Consider the following 12,748-nt stretch of genomic DNA (forward strand, 5'->3'; position numbering starts at 1 on the left):
ATATGGAATTTTTAAACGCGTTAGGAAATGGTCAATTTTTGGCAATATCAGGAGCTGCTATAGCAGCATTATTTGCAGGTATGGGTTCTGCTAAAGGTACTTCAATAGCAGGTCAAGCCGCAGCAGGTGTTGTAACAGAAGACCCTAGTAAATTTGGTCAACTTCTAGTTTTACAACTTCTTCCTGGTACACAAGGTCTATATGGATTTATCATAGCTTTCCTTATTTTATCAAAAGCAGGGATTATTGGGGGAGATGCAATACCAACATCAGCTCAAGGTTTACAACTTCTTATGGCAGGACTTCCAATTGGTTTAGTTGGTTTAGTGTCAGGTATCGCACAAGGTAAGGCAGCAGCAGCAGGGGTTGGAATAGTTGCTAAAAGACCTGAGGAACTTGGTAAGGCTATAACATTTGCAGCGATAGTTGAAACATATGCTCTTTTAGGACTACTTGTTTCTTTCTTAGCTTACAATGGAATTGCAGTTGGTTAATTATAGATTATAATTCATAAGTAAAAAAAATGAAAAGGAGGAAGCACTCCTATGGGTAATGAACAAAAAATGATTGACAGAATTATAGCTGATGCCAAACAAGAAGCACAAGAAATATTGGATAAAGCTAAGAGTGAGGCAGATTCAAAAATAAATTCAGCTACTGAAAAAGCTGAAAAGGAAATGGCTTCCTATACAAAGCTTGCAGAGGCAGAAGCAGAAAAAGCAGCTTCTAAGGAAATATCAGGAGCTTATATGGAGGCTAAGAAACAAATATTATCAAAAAAACAAGAGATTTTAGAAGAAGTAATCTTAGAAGCTAAAAATAAACTTTTAAATCTTAAAGATAGTGAATATGAAGAGATTATATTAAATATGATTGAAAAATCAAACTGTACAGAAGACTCACAGATAGTATTATCTAAAAAAGATAAAAAAGCATTGAAAGATGTGTTATCAAAAAAAGGCATTAAAGTATCTGATGAAATCAGAGATATTACTGGAGGCTTTATAGTTAAAAAAGGCGACATTGAGTATAATTATTCATTTGAAGCCATAATTGCAGTAGAACATGAAGATATTGAGCAAATTGCAGCAGAAATTTTGTTTAATTAAGGAGGGGTTAAAAAATGGCAGAAGAAAAAACTTATCCCTATGCCGTGGCACGAATAAGAGTGCTTGAAAAACAGCTTCTTAACAGACAAATGTTTATTCAAATGGCAGAAGCCAAAAGCCCTGAAGATTCTTTAAGAATTATAGCTGAAGCAGGTTATGTGGATACATCGAATAATAATATCCATAATTTTGAGAATATTTTGACTCAAGAATTATCAAAGACATATGAAATTCTTAAAGGTCTAGCTCCTGAAGAAAAATTTGTTGATGTATTTCTTTATAAAAATGACTATCACAACTTAAAAGTGCTGATTAAAGAAGAAATTTCTGGTGTAGATGGTGAAAAATATTTGATTGATGGAGGTACAATTCCTCTTATTAAGCTTAGAGAATCTTTAGCAAATCGTAATTTTAGTGATTTACCTAATATAATGGCAGCAGCCATAGTAGAGGCATTTGATGTTTATAGTAAGACACAAAATGGTCAGATGGTCGATATTGCTTTGGATAAAGCGACTTTTTCTAGTATGAAAGAGACTGCTAAAGAAAGTCAAAACAAATTTGTAATAGATTATGTTATGAAAGTTTGTGATTTAACAAATCTAAAAAGTTTTATAAGAGTTAAAAATATGAAGAAAGATTTTCACATGTTTATGAATGTGTTTGTTTCAGGTGGCTCACTTGATAAGGAAAAATTCTTAGAAGCTTTTTCTTCAGACACTCCAGCATCATGTTTTAAGTCTACTTCTTACTCTGATATCTGTAAAAATGGTATGAGTAATGGATTCACTGTATTTGAAAAACTTTGTGATGACTATCTTATGGAATATGTTAGAGAAGCAAAATTTAAACCTCTTACATTAGAGCCATTAATTGCTTATTTATATGCTAAAGAATCAGAGATAAAAACAATAAGAATTATTTTGACTAGTAAGCTTAATAATATAGACGCAGATACTATAAAAGAAAGGCTAAGGGATGCTTATGTATAAGGTAGGAGTAGTTGGAGATAAAGATAGCATCATGGGATTTTTAGCTCTTGGAATAGATATCTTCCCAGCCTATGATAGTGACGAAATTAAAAAAAGTATACATAAGTTGGTTGAAGATGAGTATGCGATAATTTATATTACAGAACAGGCATCATTGCTTGCAAAAGAATCAATAGCAAAATACAAGGACTACCAACTTCCTGCTATTATAGTTATTCCAGGTATTGGAGGAAGTATGGGATTAGGTATGAATGAAGTAAGAGAATCTAGTAAACGTGCTATAGGTGCAGATATATTATTTAAAGAATAAATGGAAGTTGAATAAAAGACAATCTCAAATTTTATTAGTACTAAAAGTATGTATTGATAAAATATAGGAGGGAGTATTTAAATTTTGATAAAGTATATGATTGCAGGTGAGAGAATATGAAAACAGGCACAATTGTAAAGGTGTCAGGACCGCTTGTTGTAGCGGAGGGCATGAGAGATGCGAATATGTTTGACGTCGTAAGAGTTTCAGATAAACATCTTATAGGCGAGATTATAGAAATGCATGGAGATAAAGCTTCTATACAGGTTTATGAGGAGACTTCTGGTCTAGGACCAGGAGAGGAAGTTGTTTCTCTTGGAATGCCTATGAGTGTTGAGCTTGGACCAGGTCTTATTTCAACTATTTATGATGGTATTCAACGTCCACTTGAAAAAATGTATGATATTTCAGGTACTAATATAACTAAAGGTGTTGAGGTATCTTCACTTGATAGAGAAGTTAAGTGGGAATTTAAACCTAAAAAAGCTGTAGGCGATAAAGTTGTATCTGGTGATATAATTGGTGGAGTTCAAGAAACAGCTGTAGTGGAATGTAAAATTATGGTTCCTTATGGAGTTAATGGTACTATAAAAGAAATATATTCTGGAGAATTTACTGTTGAAGATACAGTTTGTGTTATTACAGATGAAAAAGGTAACGATATAGCTGTAACTATGATGCAAAAATGGCCAGTTAGAAAAGAAAGACCATATAGAGAAAAGAAAACACCAGATTCACTTCTTGTTACAGGTCAAAGAGTTATAGATACATTTTTCCCAATCACAAAAGGTGGGGTAGCAGCTATACCAGGTCCTTTTGGAAGTGGAAAAACTGTTACACAACATCAGCTTGCTAAATGGGCAGATGCAGATATAGTTGTATATATAGGTTGTGGTGAACGTGGAAATGAAATGACAGATGTTCTTCTTGAGTTCCCTGAATTAAAAGACCCAAGAACAGGCGAGTCACTTATGCAAAGAACTGTGCTTATAGCAAATACATCAGACATGCCAGTTGCCGCACGTGAAGCTTCTATATACACTGGTATTACAATAGCTGAATACTTTAGAGATATGGGATATAGTGTTGCACTTATGGCAGACTCTACATCAAGATGGGCTGAGGCTCTTAGAGAGATGAGTGGTCGTCTAGAGGAGATGCCTGGTGAAGAAGGTTATCCTGCATACTTAGGTTCACGTCTTGCTCAATTCTATGAGAGAGCAGGAAAGGTAAATTGTCTAGGTATGGATGATAGAGAAGGAACACTTACAGCAATTGGTGCAGTTTCTCCTCCTGGTGGAGATACATCAGAACCTGTCAGCCAAGCAACACTTCGTATAGTAAAAGTATTCTGGGGGCTTGATGCTTCTTTGGCATATAAGCGTCATTTCCCAGCAATCAACTGGTTAACAAGTTATTCACTCTATCAGGAAAAAGTTGATGTATGGACAGATAAAAATGTAAATGATAATTTCTCAGCTCAAAGAGCTCAAGCTATGAAACTTTTACAAGTTGAATCTGAACTTCAAGAAATAGTTCAATTAGTTGGTGTGGATTCACTTTCAGATGGAGATAGATTGATATTAGAAGTTACTCGTTCTATAAGAGAAGACTTCCTTCATCAAAACTCTTTCCACGAAGTTGATACTTACACATCACTTCATAAACAATATAGAATGATGGGACTTATATTAAAATTCTATAAGTCAGCACAAGATGCCATCAAGCAAAATGTTACTATAAATGATATTATCAAGCTTTCAGTTCTTGAAAAGATTGGTCGTGCTAAGTATGTAGAAGAAGACAGTATAGATGCTACTTACGATTCAATTGAAGAGGAAATAGACAATGAGCTTGCAGACCTTATTAAAAAGAGGGGGGCTGAAGAACTATGATAAAGGAATATAAGTCAATACAAGAGGTGGCCGGTCCTCTTATGCTAATAAACGGTGTAGAAGGTGTAAAATTTGATGAACTTGGAGAGATTGAGCTTTCAAATGGAGAGATTCGTCGTTGTAAAGTTCTAGAGGTAAATGAAGATACTGCACTTGTTCAGCTTTTTGAAAGTTCAACAGGTATAAACCTTGCTGAAAGTAAAGTTCGTTTTTTAGGAAAGAGTCTTGATTTTGGAGTTTCACCAGATATATTAGGTCGTGTCTTTAGTGGAATGGGTAAACCTATTGATGGAGGCCCAGAAATTATACCAGATAAAAGACTTGATATAAATGGAGCTCCAATAAATCCAGCAGCACGTGATTATCCAGCAGAATTTATACAGACTGGTGTATCTGCGATAGATGGACTTAATACACTGGTTAGGGGGCAAAAGCTTCCTATATTCTCAGCAGCGGGTTTGCCACATGCTAACCTTGCTGTTCAAATTGCAAGACAGGCAAAAGTACGTGGAACTGATTCTAAGTTCGCCGTTGTGTTTGCTGCAGTTGGTATAACTTTTGAAGATGCAGATTTCTTTATAAGTGACTTTAAAGCAACTGGTGCTATTGACCGTTCTGTAGTATTTGTAAACCTTGCAAATGACCCAGCTGTAGAGCGTGTATCTACACCTAGAATGGCACTTACAGCAGCTGAATATCTTGCTTTTGACCAGGGCATGCATGTACTTGTTATAATAACAGATATTACAAACTACGCAGAAGCATTACGTGAAGTTTCAGCAGCTAAAAAAGAAGTACCAGGACGTCGTGGATATCCAGGTTATCTTTATACTGACCTTGCTACAATGTATGAAAGAGCAGGAAAAATGAAAGGGCATGAAGGTTCTATAACTATGATTCCTATACTTACAATGCCTGAGGAGGATAAAACACATCCAATACCTGACCTTACAGGATACATTACAGAAGGACAGATTATACTTAGCCGTGAACTTTATAAAAAAGATATACAGCCTCCTATAGATGTTTTACCATCACTTTCTCGTCTAAAAGATAAGGGGATTGGTAAAGGTAAAACTCGTGAGGACCATGCAGATACAATGAACCAACTTTTTGCCGCTTATTCAAGAGGTAAAGATGCAAAAGAACTTATGGCAATACTTGGTGAATCTGCACTTTCTGAGATTGATTTAATGTATGCAAAGTTTGCAGATGAATTTGAGAAAGAATATGTTTCACAAGGATTTAGAACTGACAGAACTATTGAGCAAACATTAGAAATTGGATGGAAGCTTCTTAGTATGTTACCAAAGAGTGAACTTAAACGTATTCGTGATGAATATTTTGAAAAATATATGCCTAAGGAGTGATATCTGTGGCTAGATTAAATGTAAATCCAACACGTATGGAAATGACTAGACTTAAGAAACTCCTTAAAACTGCTACAAGAGGTCATAAGCTTCTTAAAGATAAGCTTGATGAACTTATGAAACAATTTCTTGATATTGTAAGAGAAAATAAGCGATTACGTGAAGAAGCAGAAAATGCTCTTGATAGTGCTTATAAAAATTTTATAATTGCAAGAGCAGTTATGAGTCAGGAGTATCTAGGTTCAGCACTTATGATGCCAAAGCAATCTGTTTCAGTAGATGTCTCTACGAAAAATATAATGAGTGTTGATGTTCCTGTGTTTGACTTTAAAACTGAAAACAATCAAAGTGATATTTATCCTTATGGACTTGCCTTTACATCAGGTGAATTAGATTCTGCTATGGAAGCATTCTCAGCTGCTATGGAGCCACTTTTAAGACTTGCAGAAAGTGAGAAAAGTGCACAACTTCTTGCTCAAGAGATAGAAAAGACACGTAGACGTGTTAATGCTCTTGAGAATGTAATGATACCAAATTACATGGAGACTATTAAGTATATTGCTATGAAGCTTGAGGAAAATGAAAGAGCAAGTACTACTAGACTTATGAAGGTTAAGGATATGGTGCTTAAAAAAGCACTTGAAGAAAAGAAGAAAAATAATTTGGTTGTGTAATTAAATACTTATAAAAGTAAGTCTAACATTCTAGTTTATAGGAGTTAGGCTTATTTTTTATGCTCAAATTAAAAATATAGATACCATAAAAATAAAATATTGTTTAAAAGTATACTAGAATTAATCAAAAATAACATATTTAACAAAAATTTCTAAAAATTAACGAACTGTTAATTTACACTTAACTTTATATTAACAAATTAGGTGTATTATATAAACATAAGCAAAAACAATAAAAAACAATTAAAAAAAGATAAAAACACATAAAAATACATAAAGGGGGAAGATATGAAAGAATTTATATTTACTTGTCTGTGTATTGTAGTAATTACATTTATGACAAGTTGCATATCAACAACACCACAAACTACTCAAGGAAAAGGAAATAATAAACTTACAATATATGCAGCATTAGAGGAAGAGCAAATAGCTTACTATATGGAAGGCTTTAGAGAAGAGTATCCAAATATAGATGTAGAGATAGTTATGGATTCTCATGGAGTAATAGCTTCAAAATTATTAGCAGAAAAAGATAATCCGCAAGCTGATGTTATATGGGGATTGTCAGCAATGAACATGATAGAGTTAAAAGAAGATGGAGCGCTTGAAGTGTATAAGCCAAAAAATTATGATAAGGTTGATAAAAAATTCAAAGATACTGGAGAAGATGTATCCTGGGTAGGAATGAGTGTACCAGAAACAGCTATAGTAGTTAATTATAAAGAGCTTGAAAAATTAGGTATTGATGTTCCAAAAAGTTATAAAGATTTGATAAAACCAGAATATAAAGGGCTAATAACAATGCCAAATCCAGCATCATCTGGAACAGGGTATCTTACAGTATCAGGACTTATTCAAATGATGGGCGAAAAAGATGCTTACGATTATATGGATAAATTACATAAAAATATAGCTACATATACACACTCTGGTTCAAAGCCTGCTAAACTAGCTGGTTCTGGAGAATATCCAATAGGTATTACACTTGGATATAGAGCTACACAACAATTATCTAGTGGTGAACCTATAGAAGTAGTATTTCCAAAAGAGGGTTCAGGTTGGGATTTAGAAGCAAATGCTTTAGTTAAAAAAGAGAATATAAAAAAAGAAGCAAAGATATTTTTAGACTGGGCAATGAGTGATTCAGCTATGAATAGATATGCACACGAAGTAGCAGTTACTTCTATAAAGACAAATAATCCAGTTCCAAAGGGTTATTCTAAACAACCATTTGAACAGCTAATAAAGGAAGTAGATTTAAACTCTGCTGCAAAAAATAGAGGTATGGTATTAAAAACTTGGGAATCAAAGTATGGTTCAAAATCTGAAAGTAAGTAAAATTTAAATGAATAGTTTAGAAGAGATAATTTTAGAAGAAAAAAATTTAAAACAAAAATATAATTAGATAAGGGGAGATAAGATATGAGTTACTTAAAAATAAATAATGTGTTTAAAAATTATGACCAAAAAAGGGTTTTAAATAATATTAGTTTGGATATTGAAGAAGGTGAATTTTTATGTTTACTTGGGCCTAGTGGATGTGGTAAAACTACATTACTTAGAATAATAGCTGGTCTTGAAGAAGTAAATAGTGGAGCTATAATTCTTCAAGATAAAGATATTACAGATTTAGAACCGTCAAAGAGAGGTTTTGGAATAGTGTTTCAATCATATGCTTTGTTTCCAAATATGACTGCATATAACAATATAGCTTTTCCACTTAAAGAAAGAAAAGTTTCAAAAGAAAAAATAGATAATAAAGTTAAAGAAGTTCTTGAAATAGTGGGATTAACTCATGAAGCTCATAAATATCCTAAAGCGTTATCAGGTGGGCAACAACAAAGAATTGCAATAGCGAGAGCATTAGCGCTTGAACCAAAGTTTTTGCTTTTAGATGAGCCAATGTCTGCATTAGATGCAAAGGTTAGACACAAGCTTAGAATGGATATTAAAAGGCTACAAAAAGAACTTAATATAACAACAATAATGGTAACACATGACCAAGAAGAAGCTATAACAATGGCAGATAAAATCGCTATTTTAAATGGAGGAGATATAATGCAGATAGGAACTCCAGAAGAAATATATCAAAATCCTCAAAATCTATTTACAGCTCAATTTATAGGAGATACAAACTGCTTTGATAATGGAGATTCTATATTAACTGTAAGACCCGAATATGTCCAAATAGAGAAATCAACAAAAGAAAATTATCAAGGAATAATATCTAACATAGAGTTCAGAGGAAATCTCCTAAGAGTAGAAATAAAAGATAAATTAAATGAAAATTTCATAATAAGTGATGTTTCTATAAAAGAATGGGTTAATTTAAATTTAGTAGAAGGTGACCTTGTAAAGATAAATATAGATGAAAAATACTATTTAAAGTATCCAAAAGTTAAAGGAGCATAAGTATATGAATAATAATGCTATGAGTTCTAAGGGTATAAGTCTTAAATCAAAAATGAATCTAGATATAAAAAAGTGCATGCTTACAGTATTGGTTATGTCTTTAGTAATATTCTTACTGGCACCTATAATATATCTATTTGTGCAGGCATTTTTAGATAAAGATGGAGTCTTTGTTGGATTGCAAAACTTCCAAGAATACTTAGCTTCTGAAGCTCTGTTGAATTCGCTGAAAAATACAGTATTTGTATCTATTATATCAACTGTGATATCATTAACACTTGCATTAGTATATGCGTATGCACTAACGAGGACAAAGATTAAATTTAAGGGATTTTTTAAGTCGTTAGCAATGTTTCCTATGTTTGCTCCAACAATGATGCACGCAATAGGCTTAGTATATTTGTTTGGGAATCAAGGGGTTGTAACTAATTTACTTGGAATACATGTTCCAATATATGGAGCAGTAGGAATAATATTAGCACAAATTATATATGTATTTCCTCAATCATTTCAAATACTTTATATATCATTAAGTTCAACGGATTATAGATTATATGAAGCTAGTAACACTATGGGTATAAGTAAAATAAGAGAATTTATAAGTATAACAATTCCTAGTATAAAATACTCTTTGATAAGTTCTGCATTTGTATCATTTACACTATGCTTTACAGACTTTGGAGCTCCAAAAGTAATTGGAGGAGAGTTTAATGTATTATCAATAGATGTGTATAAGCAGATTATAGGGCAACAAAATATGCCAATGGGTGCTACTGTATCAATTTTACTTTTAATACCTGCAATAATATCATTTATGGTAACTAAAAAAATTGAAAAGAATCAAAATTCGTATATAAATTCAAAGTCAATTCCATATAAAATTAAATCTAATAAATTAAGAGATAGTATTTTTGGTGGGATTGTAGGATTTATTGCATTTGGTATAATAGCTGTAATGTTAACTGTAATCTTATCATCCTTAATATCTGTTTGGCCATATGATTTAAGACTCACACTAGAACACTTTTCTATGAAAAATAGTATTGATGGAATTACACCATTTATAAATTCAATAAAAATGTCACTATTAACAGCTATTCTTGGTACAAGCTTTGTTTTCTTATTTGCATATCTAAATGAAAAAACAGAAAAAGCTCCGTATTTAAAATCATTTGGATATTTTTTAAGTACATTACCTATGGCATTGCCAGGGTTGGTTTTAGGTATATCTTATGTACTATTTTTTAATAAGTTAGAGTTTAATTTTATGGATACAATATACATTAAAAACTTATTCAATGGATTATATGGAACAGTACTTATAATGGTTATATGTAATGTAGTACATTTCTTTTCAGTAGCGTTTATAACTGCTACTACAGCCATTAAGAAAGTAGATAAGGAATTAGATATGGTGGCTAAGTCGATGGGGATAAACAGTGCATCAATTCTTAAAAATGTAACTATACCACTTTGTTTGCCAGCAGTTTTAGAAAATTTTATGTATTTTTTCTTAAACTCTATGGTGACCATATCAGCTTTAGTATTTATATATACTGCAAGTTCAAAAGTGGCTGCAATATCAATTGTACAATTGGATGATAAAGGTAGCACTGCACAGGCTGCAGCATTGGCAGTATTAATACTAATTACAAACATATTAGTGAAAGTAATACATGAGTTCATAAAAAATCGTTTGGAAAAAAGGACAAATCTTAACTAAATAAATTCTTAAAAAAATACAAATTAAAAAAGTCTATTCTTGTTATTTATGGAATAGACTTTTTAAGCTTAGAATTAATGTTAATCACGTGTTTTAAATTTCCTTTTATTATCGTACATTTGAGAATCTGCACGATGATATGTATCAAACAAAGAAACATCTAATTTATCATCAAAAACAGCATATCCAATAGACATTGATAACTTTAACTCGTTAGTTGAGTTTTCTTCAATTATTTTTAAATTGATATTATTTATAATAGTATTTATCTCTTCATGAGATGAATTTTTTAGAATGACTATGTATTCATCTCCACCAACACGATAAACTACATGTTTTTTAGCTATAACATCTCTTATAATTTTACTTGCATGCTTAATGTATAAATCTCCTGTCTGATGACCAAATTTATCATTGATTTTTTTTAAGCCATCTAAGTCTATTGATATGATAGATATTAGCTTTTTTATACTTAAATTGTTCAAATTATTCATGTCTATTTCGAAGGCATTTCTATTTTTTAAACCTGTTAAGTAATCTGTATTAGCAAAATCAGTATATGTAGGGTTTGATATACGCTTAAATAGAACTACCGCAACCAATGCTGATATTAGACAAGTTAATAATGCTATAAGTGGTGTAACTATGCTTATAAATTTAAATGTATTGTATTGATGGTTTGCTTCAAATTCAATTCCTATTACCCCAACAACTTCACCATCATTATTGTGAATAGGAAAGTATGATATGAATATGTATCCCCAGGATGTTGCTTTAATTTTTTTAGGGAGCAATATATTATTATCCAGTGCTTTGTTAAGGTCACCCCAAATTTCTTTTTCTATTAAATCACCAGCGTTTCTAAAATCACTCCTAGATGAATCTAAGCCATCAACAACATACACTAATGAGCCATCTTTTGTTTTTTTAGCAGTATATAGATACATGACTCCAGTGGTATTTTTTATAGATTCTAATAAGGTCTTAGAACTTTTATAAGAGTTTTTTGATTGGTCTTCTTTAGAGTTAATTTCAGTAAATGTATCTTTATCAATATTTTTTTCTGCATACTCATATATGCGTCTAGACCTTTCACTCAAAGTATATATCATATCATTGTAAGTCAATTGATAGTTAAAAAAATACACGCACGAAGAAGATATTATTACAATAATTGCAGTAAGTATTGAAACCTGCATATCAACTCTATTAAATTTTTTATTTATTTTCATAGCTTAGTTGTTTTGTGAAAAGAGCTTCCCACAATCTCCTCATAATTAATATATATCTATAAATTTCACCATAATATATCTATATATTACCAAATTTATATAAAAATTACAATGAATAAACAAGCCTATAACCTTAAAATATAAAGCTTTATAGAATTATAATATATTTTAATAAATATTTTAATATTACTTATATTATAAATATTTTATTTATAAATATTTGCTATTATATCACATATTATATCAATTCTTTTAAAAGGTGTAATAATGTAATAACCATCTACATAGGGTTCAATTTCTTTTGCTATTTGAGTAGATATATTAATAGCAAGCTTGGTAGACTCTTCTTTTGATGTATCTTTGTACAGGTCTATAATATTTTGAGAAACAGTAATCCCTGAAATCTCATTATTCATAAAGCAAGCATTTCTATAGCTTACAACAGGTATTATTCCTCCAAGTATCTTTGCAGGAAGTATTTCTTTAGCTTTTTTTAGGTTTATTAAAGCTTGCTCTGTTAAAACTGGCTGAGTTAAAAACATAGTAACTCCATTTTCTATTTTAATCTTAGCATGTTTAAGTTGAGAATCGAAGTTTATTGCATTTATATTTAATGCTCCAAGTATATTAAAAGGTGTATTAAATGTATTTTCATTCAATGTTTTTATGTAATTTGCTAATATTGAGGAATTAAAGCTAAACATAGCTTTTATTTCATCTCTTTCAGCAGATGGTATAGGGTCTCCAGTTACTACAAGTACATTATCTATATTTTCAATATTAAGTCCTAAAAGGAGAGCTTTAGTTGCATTAATATTCCTATCTCTACATGTCATATGAGGTATAGGGGTAATATCTAATTCTCTTTTTATTTTGCAAGCTAATAAACTACTATCAACTCTTGCCCTAGCTATTGGACAATCTGCAATTGTAATTGCATCGACTCCGTGGTCTTTTAATTTTTTGGCACTACTCATAAAAAATTCAATATCTGTCTGAACCTCCCATGACTAAAGTCACAGGGTTCCTGC

At 31.5% G+C, this 12,748-nt stretch carries 12 protein-coding genes; 10 read left to right on the plus strand and 2 right to left on the minus strand.

Going from position 1 to position 12,748, the window contains the following annotated elements:
• Positions 1 to 2 precede the first annotated feature (2 nt).
• The 10 genes from Q3287_RS14940 to Q3287_RS14985 all read left to right on the plus strand — a co-directional run bounded on the left by Q3287_RS14940 (position 3) and on the right by Q3287_RS14985 (position 10,485).
• Positions 3 to 494, plus strand: a complete 492-nt coding sequence (locus Q3287_RS14940) for a V-type ATP synthase subunit K (protein ID WP_021385913.1) — start codon at positions 3 to 5, stop codon at positions 492 to 494.
• 51 nt (positions 495 to 545) lie between these two features.
• Positions 546 to 1,109, plus strand: coding sequence for a V-type ATP synthase subunit E (locus Q3287_RS14945; RefSeq protein ID WP_054271486.1), 564 nt, complete (start codon positions 546 to 548; stop codon positions 1,107 to 1,109).
• Between the two features lie 14 nt (positions 1,110 to 1,123).
• The gene (locus Q3287_RS14950; RefSeq protein WP_054271485.1) at positions 1,124 to 2,101 is read left to right on the plus strand and encodes a V-type ATP synthase subunit C; all 978 of its coding nucleotides are present in this window, start codon (positions 1,124 to 1,126) and stop codon (positions 2,099 to 2,101) included.
• Entirely contained in the window at positions 2,094 to 2,411 is a 318-nt protein-coding gene (locus Q3287_RS14955; RefSeq protein ID WP_009893746.1) for a V-type ATP synthase subunit F, read from the plus strand. The genes Q3287_RS14950 and Q3287_RS14955 overlap by 8 nt, the downstream gene beginning before the upstream one ends.
• A 116-nt stretch (positions 2,412 to 2,527) precedes the next feature.
• Complete coding sequence (locus Q3287_RS14960) at positions 2,528 to 4,306, plus strand: V-type ATP synthase subunit A (protein ID WP_074179830.1); 1,779 nt, start codon at positions 2,528 to 2,530, stop codon at positions 4,304 to 4,306.
• Complete coding sequence (locus tag Q3287_RS14965) at positions 4,303 to 5,676, plus strand: V-type ATP synthase subunit B (RefSeq protein ID WP_054271483.1); 1,374 nt, start codon at positions 4,303 to 4,305, stop codon at positions 5,674 to 5,676. Before Q3287_RS14960 ends, Q3287_RS14965 begins: the two co-directional genes overlap by 4 nt.
• Positions 5,677 to 5,681: 5 nt before the next feature.
• Positions 5,682 to 6,350 carry a V-type ATP synthase subunit D gene (locus tag Q3287_RS14970; protein WP_054277463.1) on the plus strand — a complete coding sequence of 223 codons (669 nt, stop codon included), beginning with the start codon at positions 5,682 to 5,684 and terminating at the stop codon, positions 6,348 to 6,350.
• 288 nt (positions 6,351 to 6,638) lie between these two features.
• A complete protein-coding gene (locus Q3287_RS14975) occupies positions 6,639 to 7,688 on the plus strand; it encodes a putative 2-aminoethylphosphonate ABC transporter substrate-binding protein (RefSeq protein ID WP_054271481.1) in 1,050 nt (349 codons plus the stop codon).
• An 84-nt stretch (positions 7,689 to 7,772) separates the two neighbouring features.
• Positions 7,773 to 8,762, plus strand: a complete 990-nt coding sequence (locus tag Q3287_RS14980; protein ID WP_074179828.1) for an ABC transporter ATP-binding protein — start codon at positions 7,773 to 7,775, stop codon at positions 8,760 to 8,762.
• 4 nt (positions 8,763 to 8,766) lie between these two features.
• Positions 8,767 to 10,485 carry a putative 2-aminoethylphosphonate ABC transporter permease subunit gene (locus tag Q3287_RS14985; RefSeq protein ID WP_054271479.1) on the plus strand — a complete coding sequence of 573 codons (1,719 nt, stop codon included), beginning with the start codon at positions 8,767 to 8,769 and terminating at the stop codon, positions 10,483 to 10,485.
• An 80-nt stretch (positions 10,486 to 10,565) separates the two neighbouring features.
• Here Q3287_RS14985 and Q3287_RS14990 read toward each other — a convergent pair whose 3' ends face one another.
• Both Q3287_RS14990 and Q3287_RS14995 read right to left on the minus strand, forming a co-directional pair.
• Positions 10,566 to 11,717 (minus strand): GGDEF domain-containing protein, encoded by a 1,152-nt coding sequence (locus Q3287_RS14990; RefSeq protein ID WP_074179827.1) that lies wholly within the window; start codon positions 11,715 to 11,717, stop codon positions 10,566 to 10,568.
• Positions 11,718 to 11,923: 206 nt separating this feature from the next.
• Positions 11,924 to 12,694: a methylenetetrahydrofolate reductase gene (locus Q3287_RS14995; RefSeq protein WP_407964350.1), complete on the minus strand. Its 771-nt coding sequence runs from the start codon at positions 12,692 to 12,694 to the stop codon at positions 11,924 to 11,926.
• Positions 12,695 to 12,748 lie beyond the last annotated feature (54 nt).

Source organism: Clostridioides sp. GD02404, assembly GCF_045898275.1.
Classification (GTDB): domain Bacteria; phylum Bacillota; class Clostridia; order Peptostreptococcales; family Peptostreptococcaceae; genus Clostridioides; species Clostridioides difficile_A.